Origin of the sequence: Stenotrophomonas sp. ZAC14D2_NAIMI4_7 (genome assembly GCF_003086675.1) — a bacterium.
GTDB lineage: Bacteria > Pseudomonadota > Gammaproteobacteria > Xanthomonadales > Xanthomonadaceae > Stenotrophomonas.
This window is the reverse complement of sequence record NZ_CP025995.1, coordinates 3801284-3816273: the sequence shown is the minus strand read 5'-3', so window position 1 is coordinate 3816273 and position 14990 is coordinate 3801284. Positions and strand designations below refer to the sequence as shown.

Genomic DNA, 14990 nt, shown 5'->3' with positions numbered 1-14990 from the left:
CCAACCCACGTTGTCCAGGAGTGGCTGTCATGCATCACCCGCGTTCAACCCTTGCCGTTGCCCTGCTGCTGGCCTGCACGCTGCACAGCGCCAGTGCGCTGGCCCAGCAGCACAGCCTGGAAGGGGTCAACTTCACCGGCCCGCTGATCACTCCCAATCCCGCCGGCATGGCGGCCGGGCACTGGTACATCGAACCCTATCTGGTGCGCGTGGACAGCACCGCGTACTTCGACGACAGCGGCGATCGCCACCGCAGCGATGGACGCAGCGGCGCCTGGGCGGTGGTGGTGCCCATTGCCTACGGCTTCAGCGAACGGGTCACCGGCCAGGTCAACCTGAGCGCCTCGCGCGCCGAATCGGGCAGCACCCACAGCAGCGGCTTCCGCGCCGGCGATACCACCGCGCGCCTGCAGTACCTGCTGCAGGCCCCCAGTGCCGATGGCACCACCCCGGCCGTTTCGCTGGCCCTGGTGCAGCGCTTCAGCACCGGCAGCCACGACCGCATCACCGGCAATGCGCTGGACGCGCAGGGCGATGGCGTGCAGCGCACCACCCTGGCGCTGGGCATGCAGAAGGTGGAATGGATGGGCAACGACAGGCCGCTGCGCTGGCGTGCGCAGTTCAGTGCAGGCCCTGCACCGTCGCGAACGGCCATTTCCGGCGCCAGCGTGTATGGCACTGAACGTGGCTTCCAGGGCCACATCGCGCGCGGCTCGGTGCTGGGGCTGTCGGTCGGTGCCGAGTACAGCTTCAATTCGCGCTGGGTCGGGGTCATGGAGTTCGCGGCCAGCCGCGAATCGGGCCAGCGCCTGACCGGCTTTGCGCCGGGCGCGGACGGTCAGGTGCGCCGCATCGACGAGCGTCGCCCGGCCAGTCGCAACCTCACCCTGGCGCCTGCGGTGGAATACCACTTCAGCCCGTCGCTGGGGCTGATCGCCGGCGTGGAAGTGACCGTGGCCGGGCGCAACAGCGGCCGCATCATCAGCCCCCAGGTCGCCCTGGGCATGTTCTTCTAAGAGGGCACGCCATGACTGTCGAATCCATCGTCAACAGTGTGCTGGGCGTGGTCTGGAGCCCTCTGCTGGTGGTGCTGTGCCTGCTGGCCGGGCTGTACTTCAGCATCCGCACCCGCTTCATCCAGCTGCGCGCGCTGCCGGACATGCTGCGCCTGATGTTCCGCCATGAACGTTCCGACGCAGGGGTATCGCCGTTCCAGGCCTTGTCGCTGTCGTTGTCCAGCCGGGTGGGCGTGGGCAACATCGCCGGCGTGGCCATGGCCATCGCGTTCGGTGGCCCGGGGGCCATCTTCTGGATGTGGATCGTGGCGTTCCTGGGCGCATCCAGCGCCTTCATCGAATCCACCCTGGCGCAGATCTACAAGGACCGCGACGGCAAGGGCCAGTACCGCGGCGGGCCGGCGTACTACATCGAAAAGGGCCTGGGCCAGCGCTGGTACGCGGTGCTGTTCGCGGTGGTCACGGTGATGGCCGGGGCGATGCTGGCCGGTACCCAGTCCAATGCGATCACCAGCGCGGTGAACGAAGCCTGGAATGTGCCGGTGGCCGCGACCACGGGCGTACTGCTGGTGGTGCTGGCCGTGGTGCTGTTCGGCGGCGTGCGCCGCATTGCCCGCGTGGCCGAATGGGTGGTGCCGATCATGGCCGTGGCCTATCTGGGCGTGACCGCCGTGGTCATGGTCATCAATGCGGACAAGCTGCCCGAGGTCATCCTGCTGGTGGTGCGCAGCGCCTTCGGTGTGGATGCCGCCTTCGGCGCGATGATCGGCACGGCCATCCAGTGGGGCGTGCGCCGTGGCGTGCTGTCCAATGAGGCGGGCATGGGCAGTGGCGCGCATCCGGCCGCCGCCGCAGAGGTCTCGCATCCGGTGAAGCAGGGCCTGGTGCAGTCGTTCTCGGTCTACATCGACACCCTGGTGGTGTGCAGCGCCACCGCATTCCTGATCCTGTCCACCGGCCTGTACAACGTGTACGACCCAGCGGTGAACGGCATTCCGGATGAGGCGCGGCTGCTGCTGGGCAATCTGCCGGGCGTGGAGGCTGGTCCGCGCTTCGTGCAGCACGCGGTGGAATCGGCATTGCCGGGTTTCGGTCGCTCGTTCGTGGCGCTGGCGATCCTGCCGTTCGCGTTCACCACCATCCTGGCGCTGTACTACATGGCCGAAACCAACGTCAGCTACCTGTGCCGCGACCGGCCCAGCCCGTGGGTGACGGGGGTATTCCAGCTGCTGTTCCTGGCCGCCACCGGTTATTCGGCCATGAACAGCGCCACCGTGGCCTGGTCGCTCGGCGACATCGGCGTGGGCATGATGAGCTGGTTGAACATCATCGCCATCGTGTTGCTGCAGAAGCCTGCGCTGGCCGCGCTGCGCGATTACGAGCAGCAGAAGCGCAACAAGCGCGATCCGTTGTTCAACCCGCAGAAGATCGGCGTACGCAACACGCGGGTATGGGAAGGCTGACGCGATCGGGGTCAGAGCCCTCGCCTACGGCGAGGGATCTGACCCCACGCAATCGCCTGGTGGGTGCGAACCGCACCGCTTGGTGGGTGCGAACCTTGGTTCGAACCGTTCTTGCCGCGGCGCTCGCCGGGCATGGCCCGGCGCTACCGTCGGGCTGCTGCTCTTGCCTGGTAGGTGCGAACCTTGGGTCGCACCGCTCTTGCGCCAGCGCTACCGCATCACTCGTTCGGCGGAACCGTCGCCTTGGCCTCACTGCCAAAGCTGCCATCAGCCTCCGCGGCCAGGTATGCGAACACGGTGTACGCGGCCACGTTTTGCGCCAGCGCCTTCGGGTCGATCTTGTCCAGGGTGTCGTCGGCGGTGTGGTGCAGGTGGAAATAGTCCGATCCATCCTGTGCCAGCCACGCCCACGCGCCACCCTTGGCTGCCAGCGGACCCACGTCCGGGCCCGGGCCGCCCTTGTCGGCCTGGTACTCGATGCCCAGCGGCTTCATCACCTCGGCAATCTGCTTGGTCGCCTCGCGCGACCCTTCCGGGTTCGGCGAACCGGTGTTGAACGCATAGATGCGCCCAGCACCGAAGTCGCTCTCAGCAGCCAGCTGGTGCAGGGCCACGTCCTTGGCGTGTGCTTCGGCATAGGCCTTGCCGCCGTACAGACCCTGTTCTTCGTTGGCGAACGCGATTACCCGGATCGTGCGCTTCGGTGCCTGCTTCAGCTGGCCGATCAGATGGCCGGCGGCCATGGTGATGCCCACCCCGGCGCCATCATCCACCGCGCCGGTACCCAGGTCCCACGAATCCAGGTGGCCGCCAATCACCACCACTTCCTTGGGCAGGCTGCGCCCGGTGATCTCACCGATCACGTTGTACGAGGTGGCACTGCCATCCCAACCGCAGTCCAGCGCCACCTTCACCGTGGTGCTGCCGCGGGCCAGCAGGCGGGCCAGCTGGTCGGCATCGGGCACCGACAGCGCGGCCGACGGCACCGGGGTCAGGCCATCGTCGAAGCGGGTGATGCCGGTGTGCGGCACGCGGTGCGAATCGGTACCGGCCGAGCGCATCAGGAATCCCACCGCACCCTTGCGGATGGCCTCGGACGGGCCCTTGCTGCGGATCGCGCCGCCACGGCCGTAATCACGGCCATCGCGGAACGGCAGCATCTGGTAATCGACGAAGGCGATCTTGCCCTTCAGCGAACCGGCCGGGGCGGCCTGCAGGGCGGCCAGATCGGCAAAGCGCACCACCTCGGCTTCCACGGTGCCGCCGGGGCTGCCGCCGAGCGCGGTGATCTGCAGCGGTTGCGGGTTCTTGCCGGTCACCGCGGCGTGTTCACTGCGGCGTTCCCACTTGGGGAAGGTCACCGGTTCCTTCCACACCTTGTCAAAGCCCAACGCCTTGAACTTGGCTTCGGCCCAGGCCACGGCGCGGGCATCGGCCTCGCTGCCGGCAATACGCGGGCCGATTTCGGTGGTCAGCGATTCGACCACCTTCCAGCCGGTGTCATCGGCCAGTGCCTGGTCGCGCAGCTGCGCGGCCGTGGCCAGCGAGGCCGGGGGCAGGGTGGTGGTGCGGGGCGCCGCAAACGCAGGCGCGGCCAACAGGGCGAGGGACGATGCGATGGCAAGAATGCGGCGACGCATGGACAGCTCCGGGAAGGGTGGAAGCCTTGGAGCTTAACAGTCGTTCAGCGCCGCGCATGGGTGGGAGGTCATGCCGGGGGCGAATGCTGTTTTCCGGCCATGAGCGGCAAAGCGAAAGCCCCGCCGGAGCGGGGCCTTCTCACGCTTCTGTAGAGTCGAGCCATGCTCGACTGCTTCATCACGCCCAGTCGAGCACGGCTCGACTCTACAGACGAGCGAAGTCGAGCACGGCTCGACTCTACAGACGAGCGAAGTCGAGCACGGCTCGACTCTACAGACGAGCGAAGTCGAGCACGGCTCGACTCTACGGACGAGCGAAGTCGAGCATGGCTCGACTTTACGCAAAGCTCGAGGTTACCGCTTCAGGCTGTCGCGGATTTCGCGCAGCAGCACCACTTCTTCCTTCGGCGCGGCCGGGGCGGCTTCCTTCTTGCGCGACAGGCGGTTGATCACCTTGATCACCAGGAAGATGGCGAAGGCCACGATGACGAACTGCACCAGCGTGTTGAGGAAATCGCCGTAGCCGATCACCACCGCCGGAATCTCCTTGCCATCCGGGCCGATGCTGGCCGGTGACAGCACCCAGGCCAGGTCAGAGAAATCCACCTTGCCGATCAGCATGCCCAGCGGCGGCATGATGATTTTTTCCACTAGCGCGGTGACGATCTTGCCAAAGGCTGCGCCAATCACCACGCCCACGGCGAGGTCGATGACGTTGCCGCGCATCGCGAATTCCTTGAACTCGGTAAGCATTCCCATTGTTGTTCTTCTCCAGAGGGCGAGGGGACAGGCGCAGGGTAACGCAGCAGATGTCAGCCAGCGATGACGCCGTGGCGCTCGGCCACGTTTTCCAGGCGTGCGCTGAAACGGTCGCCCGGCTTCAGTGCGGCCACGCCCGACGGCGTGCCCATGAACACCAGGTCGCCGGCGCGCAGCTGCCACAGCTTGGACAGCTCATGCAGGATTTCCGGCACGTTCCAGATCATCTGGTCCAGCAGCGATTGCTGGCGCACTTCGCCGTTCACTTCCAGCGAAAGATTCAGTGCGGCCAGATCACCGACTTCACCGGCATGCACGATTTCGCTGATCGGCGCGGAGGCATCAAAGCCCTTGGCCGAATCCCACGGGTGGCCCTTTTCCTTGGCGGCGGCCTGCAGGTCGCGGCGGGTCAGGTCCAGGCCCACGGCATAGCCGTACACCAGTGCGTCGGCATCGGCCACGGCCAGCTCACCGGCCGGCGCGTCGCGGCCGATCGCCACCACCAGCTCCACCTCGTGGTGCAGGTTGGCGGTGGCCGGCGGGTAGGGAATCACATCGTCGTGGCCGACCACGATGGCATCGGCTGGCTTGGTGAAGAACATCGGCCGGCCGCGATCATCGGCGGCCGGAACCGCGGCACCCATTTCGCGCGCGTGGTCGGCGAAGTTGCGGCCCACGCAGTACACGCGGTGCACGGGGAAGCTGCCACCGCCCACCACGGGAACGCGGGGCACGGCGGGTGCGGCAATCACATCGGAAACATCGGACATGCGGACATCCAGGAAGGGCGTGCCCGCAGTCTAGAACTTAACGCCACCCGCCGTCAGCGGGTGCGCGCCTTCAACGCGGCGAGGACAGCGCCGATTTGCGCACCACGCGGTACTCGCCTTCCACCACGTTGGGGTCGGCGGCACGGCCAACGCTGGCCGGCTTGCGCGAGGCCAGCAGCTTCCACGCCAGGCCGATCAGGATCATCGCTGCGCCCACGAACACGCCCACGAACACCATGGCGGCCAGGATGGCCAGGCCCAGCAGGCCCACGGCAATGCGCACCAGTGGGTTACGCGGCTTGCGCGGCGCGAACAGGGTACGGAAGTGGTGGACGGCGGATGCGCGAGTGAACATGGCGGCTCGATAGGCTGAAATCAGCGAACCGCCAGTATCCGGAGGCGCCACTGTCATTGAGTGAAAAAGTCGTTAAATATAGCCTTGGCTTATTACCAATCAATGACTTGTGTTCATGTGAGAGCCAGTGAGCTGAGCGCGCGTGCGACAATGCCGCTTTACGTTCGAGCCTTCGCCATGACGACCCCTGCTGCCGCCCTCATTGCTCTGGAAGCTCTTGCTGATGGGGCGTTTGCCGAGGTTGAAGCGCTGGTGGACGGCGATGCCGAATCGGTGGTGCTGTACCGCGACGGCAGTCAAGTGCGTGCCTTCCTGAACATCTGCCCGCATGCCGGCCGCCGCTTGGACTGGGCGCCGGGCCAGTTCCTGAAAAGCCGCGAAGGCCACCTGGTGTGCGCGGCGCATGGCGCATCGTTCGCGCTGGACAGTGGCGATTGCGTGGCGGGCCCATGCAAGGGTGATCGCCTGCGCGCGGTGCCGGTGGATGTGCGCGACGGGCAGGTCTACCTGGCCTGAGGCCAGGTCCGGGGTCGGATCCGTTTTCCGCAGGAAAACGGCTCTGACCCCATCGGACCGGGAGCAGTCGAGCATGGCTCGACGCTACAAAAGCTGTGTCGACCAAGGTCGACACCTACCAGAGCTGTGTCGACCAAGGTCGACATCTACCAGAGCTGTGTCGACCAAGGTCGACATCTACCAGAGCCGTGTGCCCCTTCAGAACATCAGGTTGATCATCAGCACCACCACGCAGGTGTAGATCAGTGACAGCGGTCCGCCCACGCGCCACATTTCGCGCGGGGTGTAGTTGGCCGGGCCGGTGATCATCGAAATGACCGGGTTGGACGCGGTCATCAGGTTGTTGGACGCCGACAGCGCTACGATCAGCGCGAACGCGGTCGGGTTGCCGCCCGCTGCCAGTGCCAGGTTCACCGCAATGGGCACCATCACGATGGTCGCGCCCACATGGCTGATCACCAGTGAAAACGCGGTCGTCAGCAGCGCCAGCGCCACTTCCAGCACCCACAGCGGAATGCCGGTGGGCAGCTTGTCGATGGTGTGCCCGGCCACCCACGCCGCCGCACCACTGGAATCCATCGCCCAGCCGAGCGGAATCAGCCCGGCCATCATGAACACCGTCTTCCAGTTGATCGAGGCATAGGCCTCGTCCATGCGCAGCACGCCGGTCAGCAGCATGCCGGCCACGCCGGTCATCAGGGTCAGTGCCACGGGCAGCTTGCTGGTCAGCGCGATCAGGATGGTCAGCGCGAAGATCGCCATGGCGATCTTGAATTTGTGCGGGCGCTGTTCGCCGGTCGGGTAGTCGGTCACCACCACGAAGTCGCGGCTGCGTGCGGCCTGCGCCAGGTCGGTCCAGATGCTGTGGAACACCAGCATGTCGCCGGCACGCAACTGCACGTCGCGCACGTCCTCGCGGATCACCTGCTTGTCGCGGTTGATCGCCAGCAGGCTGATGCCGCGTTCCTTGCGCAGGCGCAGGTCAGCAGCGCTCTTGCCGATCACGTTCGAGGTGGGCGGCACCACCGCTTCGGAAATGCCGGCGCGGCTGGGGTTGAACAGGTCGCCCAGGTGCTTCAGGCGCGAAGACATGCGCAGGAACTGGTTCTGCGCGAAATCGTTGATCTGCGCGCGCGGGCCCATCGCGCCCAGCACGCTGCCCACCCAGATGCGCATTTCCGCCGGCGGCGCCAGGCGCGTGTCATTGCCGGTTTTCAGGGCCAGCAGCAGCGGTGCATCGTGCAGGTTCTCGGCCTCGCCCAGGGTCATGCCCACCAGCGGGCTCTCGGCGGTCACTACAAGCTCGAAGACATCGCCTTCAATGCCGTAGGTCTTGGCGAAATAGCTTTCGGTGCGCGCCGGGGTCACCCCGTCGTTCACCAGGTTCTCTTCCTCGATCAGCTTGCGGTCGCCGTAATAACGGAAGTACAGCAGCGAGGCGATCAGCAGGGCCACGCCGATCGGCAGCGGCGCGAACATGCGCAGCGGCTCGATGGTGGCCAGGCCGGACGGCAGGTTGTTGTTGGCCGAGGCCAGCAGATCGTTCAGCAGGATCAGCGGCGAATTGCCGACCATGGTCAGCGCGCCGCCCATCACGATCGCCGCGGAAATGGGCAGCAGCAGGCGCTGCAGGGTCAGCCCGGTGCGCGCGGCCAGGCGCGAGGCCACCGGCAGGTACAGGGCCATCACCGAGGGGTTCTGCATGAACGAGGAGTTCAAGCCGGCAATGGCGGTGGTCATCATCAACAGGCGCTGCTCGACGCCGTGGCCGCGCCGCAGCAGCCACGCCGCCAGTCGATTCAGTGCGCCGGTGCGGTCCAGGCCCGCGCCCAGGATGGTGGTGGCGATGATGCTCATCACCGCGTTACCGGAAAAGCCCCCGAAGATTTCCTCAGGGGCGATCAGGCCGGTCACGCCCAGCACCACCAGCACCACCAGCGCCACCACGTCGGCGCGGATGCGCTCGAACAGGAACATCGCCATCGTGAAACCAACCAGCCCGAGCACGAGCTTCATGTCGTTGGTCAGCGTCAGCGCGGTATCCATGTGGGGCGCAGGGTCCTCGGTGGGCGGTCAGGTGCGGTCGTACAGCAGATCCCAGACGCCGTGGCCCAGCTTCTGGCCGCGGGTCTCGAAATGGGTCTGCGGGCGCCAGTCCGGGCGCGGCACGCTGCCACGCGGGCCGGCACGGTTCACCAGCCCAGCGGTAGCGTCCAGCACGTCCCACATCTGCTCGGCGTAGTCTTCCCAGTCGGTGGCGCAGTGCAGGCGGCCACCCGGGCGCAGCTTGCGCACGATCAGTTCGGCAAACGCCGGCTGCAACAGGCGGCGCTTGTTGTGGCGCTTCTTGTGCCACGGGTCGGGGAAGTAGATGCGCACTTCGTCCAGCGCACCGTCGGCAATCTCGTTCTGCAGCACTTCCACCGCGTCGTGGTGGTACAGGCGCACGTGGTCGGCGTTGTCATCGGCCAGCGCGTTCAGCAGGCGACCCACGCCCGGGGCATGCACTTCAATGCCGATGTAGTCGCGCGACGGATCGTGCTGGGCGGCGAAGCGCATGGCCGCACCATTGCCGAAGCCGATTTCCAGCACTTTGCGCGCCGGGCGGCCGAAGGTGGCGTCCAGGTCGCGCGGCTGGCCGTTGTAGTCGATGCCGAAGCGCGGCCAGCGTTCGTCGAACGCGCGCTGCTGGGCCGGGGTGAAGCGGCCCTGGCGCAGCACGAAGCTGCGCACCTCGCGACGGCCCTCGCTCACGGTGAAGGGCTTGGGCGGGGCCTTGGAACCGGCACTGTCGAAGGGATTGGTCATCAGCCGATCACCCCTTCCACCGGCGAAGACGCACTGGCATAGCGCTTGCGCGGAATGCGCCCGGCCAGGAAGGCCTCGCGGCCGGCTTCCACGGCCTTGCGCATGGCGCTGGCCATCAGCACCGGGTTGCGCGCGCCGGCAATGGCGGTGTTCATCAGCACGCCGTCGCAGCCCAGTTCCATGGCAATGGCCGCATCCGAGGCGGTGCCCACGCCGGCGTCGACAATGATCGGCACCTTGGCGTCTTCGATGATCTGCAGCAGGTTGTACTTGTTCTGGATGCCCAGGCCCGAGCCGATCGGCGCGGCCAGCGGCATCACCGCCGCGCAGCCGATCTCCTCCAGGCGCTTGGCCAGGATCGGGTCGTCGGAGGTATAGACCATCACTTCGAAGCCATCCTTGACCAGCTGCTCGGCGGCCTTCAGGGTCTGCACCACGTCCGGGTACAGGGTCTTCTGGTCGCCCAGCACTTCCAGTTTGGTCAGGTTGTGGCCGTCCAGCAGCTCGCGCGCCAGGCGGCAGGTGCGCACGGCGTCTTCGGCGGTGTAGCAGCCGGCGGTGTTGGGCAGAATGGTGAAGCGGTCCGGCGGCAGCACGTCCAGCAGGTTCGGTTCACCGGGGTTCTGGCCGATGTTGGTGCGGCGGATGGCCACGGTGACGATCTGGGCGCCAGCAGCCTCGGTGGCCAGGCGGGTTTCCTGCAGATCCTTGAACTTGCCGGTGCCGGTGAGCAGCCGCGAGCCGTAGGTCTTGCCGGCGATGACCAGCGAATCGGGGGAGACATGAACGTTCATGCCGCGATTATCGCCTATCCGCCTGAAGATGGGGTCACGCCGGAAACAGGGTCGGATCCCTTTGCCAGCGGCAAAGGGCTCTGACTCCTTGGCCTCAACCACCGCCCAGGGCGTGCACGATCTCCACCACGTCGCCTTCGGCAAGGGCGTGTTCGCCATGGCGGCTGCGGCTGACGATCTGACCGTTCACTTCCACCGCCACCCGCCGCTGCAGCAGCTGCTCGGCAGCAAGCAGATCGTGGATGGTGGCCGGGGAGGGCAGGGTGCGGGGTTCGCCATTGAGCTGGATGTTCATGCCCGCCATTGTCGCTGATGGCCCGCCCGGATCGGAACCGTTGCAAATCTGTCGCAACGCCACCTCCGGCACAGTTGTTCCGGGGTGGTCCGGGCGACAATTCATGCGGCGGCGCAGCGTGAGCAATCGGCGGTACGGTGAAACCATTCACCGTGCGCCGGCGTACGTGTGCCGGGTCCCCAACATTTTCCCCCAGGAGTTTTTACATGCTGCTCAGCAAACGCCCGATCCGCTCCCTCATGGCGGCCGCGATCGCGCTGGCCGCGCTGCCGGCCATGGCAGGCGAATCCGCATTCAACAGCACCGTCTTCTTCGGTGACAGCCTGACCGACAGCGGCTACTACCGTCCGCTGCTGCCGGCTGATGCGCGCCCGGTGGCGGGCCAGTTCACCACCAACCCGGGTTGGGTATGGGCGCAGTTCGTGGCCGACTACTACGGCACCAACGCCACCCCGAACGGTCTGGGCCAGAGCGGCGACAACTACGCCGTGGGCGGCGCCCGCGTGGGCACCGACCTGACCCAGCCGGCGTTCGGCAACGTGCCGGTGCCGTCGCTGAAGACCCAGACCGCCAACTATCTGGCGGCCAACGGCGGCAAGGCCGACCCGAATTCGCTCTATACCGTGTGGGGCGGCGCCAACGATCTGTTCGCCATCACCACCCCGGCGCAGGCCCCGGCCGTCATCGGCGCGGCGGTGACCGACCAGATCGGCATCGTGGCCTCCTTGAAGCAGGCCGGTGCCGAGTACGTGATGGTGCCCAACCTGCCCGACGTCGGCATCACCCCGGGGTTCATCGACCGCGGCGCCGCTGGCCAGGCCCTGGGCACCTCGCTGTCCAATGCCTACAACAGCGCCCTGTACGGCGGCCTGAAGCAGGCCGGCATCGACTTCATCCCGCTCGATACCTACACCCTGCTGCACGAAATCATCGCCAACCCGGGCATGTACGGTTTCAGCAACGTCACCGGCCGCGCCTGCCTGGTGGCCTCGTCGCTGAGCTGCAGCCCGCTGGCCTACGCGCGCCCGGACGCGGCCAGCACCTATCTGTTCGCCGATGATGTGCATCCGACCAGTGCTGCCCACCAGATGCTGGGCCAGTACGCCATTTCCATCCTGGAAGGCCCGCGCCTGCAGCAGGTGCTGACCCACTCGGCGCAGACCATCGGCCGTTCGCGTGCCGACCAGGTCAGCCTGCACCAGAGTGGTCGTCCGGCCGATGGCCTGTCGTGGTGGGGCGGCCTGCGTGGTGACATGCAGCGCTACGACCACGCCGACGTGTACGACGGCATGGCCCCGGCCGGCCTGGCCGGTATCGACTGGGCGCGTGACGGCATGGTCGTGGGCGGCTTCGCCGGCTTCGGCCGCATGGACGCCGACTTCGGCAACAACCGTGGCGACTTCACCCAGAAGGACACCACTGCCGGTCTGTTCGCCGGCTGGTACGGCGAGCGCGTGTGGGTGAACGGCCAGGTCAGCTACACCTGGTTGTCCTACGACGTGAACCGCAAGGTGCAGCTGGGCCCGGCCACCCGTGAACACGGCGGCTCGCCGGACGGCAGCAACCTGACCGCGGCGCTGAACGCCGGCTACGAATTCGGCACCGAAGGCGGCTTCCGCCACGGCCCGATCGCTTCGGTCATCTGGCAGAAGGTGAAGATCGACGGTTACACCGAAAGCGCCACCGCCAACACCCTGGCCACCGGCCTGGGCTACGCCCAGCAGGATGTCGATTCCACCGTGGGCCGTATCGGCTGGCAGGCCCGCTTCGACGGCGGTGCCGTCAAGCCGTACGCGCAGCTGACCTACGACCACGAGTTCGAAGACACCCAGCAGGCCAGCGCCTGGGTGCAGAGCCTGCCGGACGTGGGCATGTACCGCGTGCCGGGCATGAACTTCGACAAGAACTATGCCACCGCCATCCTGGGCGCGCGCATGGAACTGTTCGGCCTGCAGAGCAACGTGGGCATCAGCGCCACGACGCTGCAGAAGCGTGCAATGGACGCCACGCTGTTCGCCAGCTTCAGCGGCAGCTTCTGATGCAACGCGGGGTCAGGGCCCTTTCCTGGCGGAAAGGGATCTGACCCCATTGTCGGTAGCGCCGGGCCATGCCCGGCGGTTGCAGCGGCCACCATTGCGTAACACAGGCCGCTGCGCATAAGATTCCACCCTGCAATGCGGGCGTAGCTCAATGGTAGAGCTGTAGCTTCCCAAGCTACTGACGTGGGTTCGATTCCCATCGCCCGCTCCATGTCTCCCAACGGATTGCGCCACTTACAGCCGTTCCGTAATACCCAGACCGCTCCGCAATTCCTCAATTCGAGAGGTCAAGGGCGTCATTGATGGGACGCTTTGGACTTCAAATCATCTTCTCCAGACCAGCACCGCCCCCCGAGCATTGCCGGGCGGGCCGCGGTACCGCTGTCGACAGAATGGCCGACCTGGTCATGGCGCGCGGCTAGGAGACCATCGAATGGTGCTTCAGATACAGCGTAGCTGCGTCGAATGCTATCGGCTGGAGGTGCGTGCCTTGGTGGCTTGGCGCGACGCAGTCAACCAGGCGGTTGAACATCGCTGCAAGCCGGGTGGCGCCATGTGCCACTCCACTTGGATCACCGCCGCCTTCTTGAGTTTACAGTGAGCGGATAACACTTCGTCGCCTAAAATAGACGGCGAAGTGAGGGCCGCTTGCAAAGAACTCTTTCGATTTTTCCATCCATGGAGCGCGTGCTTCTCAAGGCGGTCGCTTGAATCGCAGGTTATTTGCTGCCTACGGTCACCACCCCGCAGTTGCCGATGCAGCCGCCGGGAAGATTCACGCCACCGCCACCGCCACCGCCACCGCCACCACCACCACCACCACCACCGCCACCGCCACCACCACCGCCACCGGAGTTGTTTTGCGGCGACGCTGGTGAACCCATATAGTCTCCGCTCGCGCTGCGCGTGTAGGTGGCGCAATGCGTCGCATTGCAAACTACGAACTTATCGCCGACCAGTCGGGTGTAGTTCGGTCCGTCATTGAGCCAGTTGTCGCGGTAGTCAATGTATGCCTTCGTTGCTGCATCCGGAGCGGGGCTTCTAAGCGTGCACGAGTCGCATACGAATGGGCCGTACATTTCGGGAGTTCCGAATACATAGTTGCCGGCTATACCGATGCCGATTCCCGAGACAAAAACACAAGCTAAAGCCGAGATCTTCTTGATCACAATCACATCCTTCTGATAGAAAGTTGCCGTCCCCTTTCATCTGTGTCTTAGATGGCTCGAGGACGCCCTAGGCATGACGTGCCTAGTTCTTGCAGCACAGAGATTGAATCTCTCTGGCTAACCGTGTTGCCTCAGTCTGTTCCCGGGAGCTTAAGCCCTTCATGGTCATTTCAATTGGCTGAGGTCTGATCTGTAGTGGCGCGATATTCTCGGCTGCCAAGCGATATGCCGCGGATCGCACTTGATCCCTCGGTGTGAATGCGCTGGCCTTGTACATCAGCGAGAGTGAAAGCATGGCATCAGTGTCTCCCTTCTGGGCCAGTGCACTCATATATGCTTCGCTTCGTTCTGCGTAGGCATCTGCTGCTGCTGGATCAATCTTGGCTAAGTCATTTGTCCCAAGAATTGCATTGGGGTCAGCCGCGAACAGCTTTTGGGCCTCTTCGAGCCCTCCCGACGCAGCCTGGTCCAGCCACGTCCCGCGCTCAGCGACCAATGGCTGTGCATCCTCGCAGTCGGTTCTAAGTTTGGATGCAGTCGCTTCAAGGGTCCTTGTGTCAACGCCGACTTTGCGATACATCGCGAGTTCCTGCTCACTCACTCCATTGACCATGGGGTCAGCGCATTGGTTGAGCTTAAGGTAGATTTTGAAGGCGGCCTCCGCATCGCCAGCGGAGGCGGCGTTCCTAAGTTGCGCTTCGACATCAATCGCGCGTCCTGGCATCACGACATACTTTTCGCTTGCTCGATGTACCTGCAAGGGAGTGCTGGGAGCGCGGGAATCTACTCGGGCGGATGATTGGGCTGTATGTTGCACTGGAGCGAGCGGAGCTACAGTGAAATCAGTTCTGCTCTTTGAGAACAAAATACCTAGTCCAACGATCATCAGCGTACCGATAAGGAGAGGCAGGCCGTTTCTCATGCTGTTTTCTTCGCTCCATCCAAGTGCGCCATTGTTGCTGTGCACAGTGCGGCAGGTTTAATCGCAATGCCTTGTTTTTTTTTGATCTGGCATCTGTTCATGGGGCATGCGATTGCGCTGGTTAATCGTTTCACGGAATTCGAGCTGAATGTCCAAAAAGTTGGCGATTTCTTTAATCTGCCAACGCAGACCTGACAATTCTGTCGCGCGGTGATTCATCCAGCTCGCGATAGCGGCCGCAGGAACTGCGACAGGCAAATGCTGAGCTTCCATTCGTCCGGCGCCTTGGGCCAGTGCAATGTAGGAATGTGATCGATACGACTGCAAGGCGTCGGCCCGCTTTTCATGAAATTCTCAGACATCGGCGGAGAATCACGACATTTGGCGGCCGAAGATGCCCCTCTGTGCGTCGCCGCTGGCCTGTCCGTGCGGGTGGACGCCGAT

15 protein-coding genes and 1 tRNA gene are annotated in these 14990 nt (G+C 65.0%); 5 read left to right on the top strand and 11 right to left on the bottom strand.

Annotated elements, in window-relative coordinates:
• Positions 1–29: 29 nt before the first annotated feature.
• Positions 30–1016 carry a hypothetical protein gene (locus C1922_RS17415; protein WP_108750919.1) on the top strand — a complete coding sequence of 329 codons (987 nt, stop codon included), beginning with the start codon at positions 30–32 and terminating at the stop codon, positions 1014–1016.
• An 11-nt stretch (positions 1017–1027) separates the two neighbouring features.
• Entirely contained in the window at positions 1028–2479 is a 1452-nt protein-coding gene (locus tag C1922_RS17410) for an alanine/glycine:cation symporter family protein (RefSeq protein WP_108750918.1), read from the top strand.
• A 218-nt stretch (positions 2480–2697) separates the two neighbouring features.
• On the opposite strand, the gene C1922_RS17405 is transcribed toward C1922_RS17410, so the two are convergent.
• From C1922_RS17405 to C1922_RS17390, 4 genes are all read right to left on the bottom strand, one after another.
• A complete protein-coding gene (locus tag C1922_RS17405) occupies positions 2698–4119 on the bottom strand; it encodes a M28 family peptidase (RefSeq protein WP_108750917.1) in 1422 nt (473 codons plus the stop codon).
• A gap of 354 nt (positions 4120–4473) precedes the next feature.
• Positions 4474–4878, bottom strand: a complete 405-nt coding sequence (mscL, locus tag C1922_RS17400; protein ID WP_108750916.1) for a large-conductance mechanosensitive channel protein MscL — start codon at positions 4876–4878, stop codon at positions 4474–4476.
• A 53-nt stretch (positions 4879–4931) separates the two neighbouring features.
• Complete coding sequence (locus C1922_RS17395; protein ID WP_108750915.1) at positions 4932–5648, bottom strand: fumarylacetoacetate hydrolase family protein; 717 nt, start codon at positions 5646–5648, stop codon at positions 4932–4934.
• Between the two features lie 70 nt (positions 5649–5718).
• Positions 5719–6003, bottom strand: a complete 285-nt coding sequence (locus C1922_RS17390; protein WP_108750914.1) for a hypothetical protein — start codon at positions 6001–6003, stop codon at positions 5719–5721.
• 177 nt (positions 6004–6180) lie between these two features.
• Here C1922_RS17390 and C1922_RS17385 point away from each other — a divergent pair, with 177 nt between their 5' ends.
• Complete coding sequence (locus tag C1922_RS17385; protein WP_108750913.1) at positions 6181–6519, top strand: Rieske (2Fe-2S) protein; 339 nt, start codon at positions 6181–6183, stop codon at positions 6517–6519.
• Between the two features lie 198 nt (positions 6520–6717).
• On the opposite strand, the gene C1922_RS17380 is transcribed toward C1922_RS17385, so the two are convergent.
• The 4 genes from C1922_RS17380 to thiS form a co-directional block, all read right to left on the bottom strand.
• A complete protein-coding gene (locus tag C1922_RS17380; RefSeq protein WP_108750912.1) occupies positions 6718–8565 on the bottom strand; it encodes an SLC13 family permease in 1848 nt (615 codons plus the stop codon).
• Positions 8566–8592: 27 nt separating this feature from the next.
• Positions 8593–9327 carry a tRNA (guanosine(46)-N7)-methyltransferase TrmB gene (gene trmB / locus C1922_RS17375; RefSeq protein WP_108750911.1) on the bottom strand — a complete coding sequence of 245 codons (735 nt, stop codon included), beginning with the start codon at positions 9325–9327 and terminating at the stop codon, positions 8593–8595.
• Positions 9327–10121, bottom strand: coding sequence for a thiazole synthase (locus C1922_RS17370; RefSeq protein ID WP_108750910.1), 795 nt, complete (start codon positions 10119–10121; stop codon positions 9327–9329). The genes trmB and C1922_RS17370 overlap by 1 nt, the downstream gene beginning before the upstream one ends.
• 94 nt (positions 10122–10215) lie before the next feature.
• Entirely contained in the window at positions 10216–10416 is a 201-nt protein-coding gene (gene thiS, locus C1922_RS17365; protein ID WP_108751643.1) for a sulfur carrier protein ThiS, read from the bottom strand.
• 206 nt (positions 10417–10622) lie between these two features.
• Between thiS and C1922_RS17360 the strand changes: the two genes are divergently transcribed.
• Together C1922_RS17360 and C1922_RS17355 are read left to right on the top strand one after the other, a co-directional pair.
• Entirely contained in the window at positions 10623–12455 is a 1833-nt protein-coding gene (locus C1922_RS17360) for an autotransporter domain-containing protein (RefSeq protein WP_108750909.1), read from the top strand.
• A 137-nt stretch (positions 12456–12592) separates the two neighbouring features.
• Positions 12593–12666: transfer RNA gene (locus C1922_RS17355), tRNA-Gly, on the top strand.
• Positions 12667–13174: 508 nt separating this feature from the next.
• Here C1922_RS17355 and C1922_RS20425 read toward each other — a convergent pair.
• The 3 genes from C1922_RS20425 to C1922_RS20420 form a co-directional block, all read right to left on the bottom strand.
• Positions 13175–13624, bottom strand: coding sequence for a hypothetical protein (locus C1922_RS20425; RefSeq protein ID WP_159092015.1), 450 nt, complete (start codon positions 13622–13624; stop codon positions 13175–13177).
• An 82-nt stretch (positions 13625–13706) separates the two neighbouring features.
• A complete protein-coding gene (locus C1922_RS17350; protein ID WP_159092013.1) occupies positions 13707–14546 on the bottom strand; it encodes a hypothetical protein in 840 nt (279 codons plus the stop codon).
• Between the two features lie 57 nt (positions 14547–14603).
• Positions 14604–14819 carry a hypothetical protein gene (locus C1922_RS20420; RefSeq protein WP_159092011.1) on the bottom strand — a complete coding sequence of 72 codons (216 nt, stop codon included), beginning with the start codon at positions 14817–14819 and terminating at the stop codon, positions 14604–14606.
• Positions 14820–14990 lie beyond the last annotated feature (171 nt).

Excerpts from the sequence above, each read along its gene's own strand:
- C1922_RS17415 (WP_108750919.1), top strand. The coding sequence starts at position 30 with ATGCATCACCCGCGTTCAACCCTTGCCGTTGCCCTGCTGCTGGCCTGC.
- C1922_RS17350 (WP_159092013.1), bottom strand. The coding sequence starts at position 14,546 with ATGAGAAACGGCCTGCCTCTCCTTATCGGTACGCTGATGATCGTTGGA.
- C1922_RS17395 (WP_108750915.1), bottom strand. The coding sequence starts at position 5,648 with ATGTCCGATGTTTCCGATGTGATTGCCGCACCCGCCGTGCCCCGCGTT.
- C1922_RS20420 (WP_159092011.1), bottom strand. The coding sequence starts at position 14,819 with ATGGAAGCTCAGCATTTGCCTGTCGCAGTTCCTGCGGCCGCTATCGCG.
- C1922_RS17360 (WP_108750909.1), top strand. The coding sequence starts at position 10,623 with ATGCTGCTCAGCAAACGCCCGATCCGCTCCCTCATGGCGGCCGCGATC.
- trmB (WP_108750911.1), bottom strand. The coding sequence starts at position 9,327 with ATGACCAATCCCTTCGACAGTGCCGGTTCCAAGGCCCCGCCCAAGCCC.
- C1922_RS17370 (WP_108750910.1), bottom strand. The coding sequence starts at position 10,121 with ATGAACGTTCATGTCTCCCCCGATTCGCTGGTCATCGCCGGCAAGACC.
- C1922_RS17410 (WP_108750918.1), top strand. The coding sequence starts at position 1,028 with ATGACTGTCGAATCCATCGTCAACAGTGTGCTGGGCGTGGTCTGGAGC.
- C1922_RS17390 (WP_108750914.1), bottom strand. The coding sequence starts at position 6,003 with ATGTTCACTCGCGCATCCGCCGTCCACCACTTCCGTACCCTGTTCGCG.
- C1922_RS17385 (WP_108750913.1), top strand. The coding sequence starts at position 6,181 with ATGACGACCCCTGCTGCCGCCCTCATTGCTCTGGAAGCTCTTGCTGAT.
- C1922_RS17380 (WP_108750912.1), bottom strand. The coding sequence starts at position 8,565 with ATGGATACCGCGCTGACGCTGACCAACGACATGAAGCTCGTGCTCGGG.
- thiS (WP_108751643.1), bottom strand. The coding sequence starts at position 10,416 with ATGAACATCCAGCTCAATGGCGAACCCCGCACCCTGCCCTCCCCGGCC.
- C1922_RS17405 (WP_108750917.1), bottom strand. The coding sequence starts at position 4,119 with ATGCGTCGCCGCATTCTTGCCATCGCATCGTCCCTCGCCCTGTTGGCC.
- mscL (WP_108750916.1), bottom strand. The coding sequence starts at position 4,878 with ATGGGAATGCTTACCGAGTTCAAGGAATTCGCGATGCGCGGCAACGTC.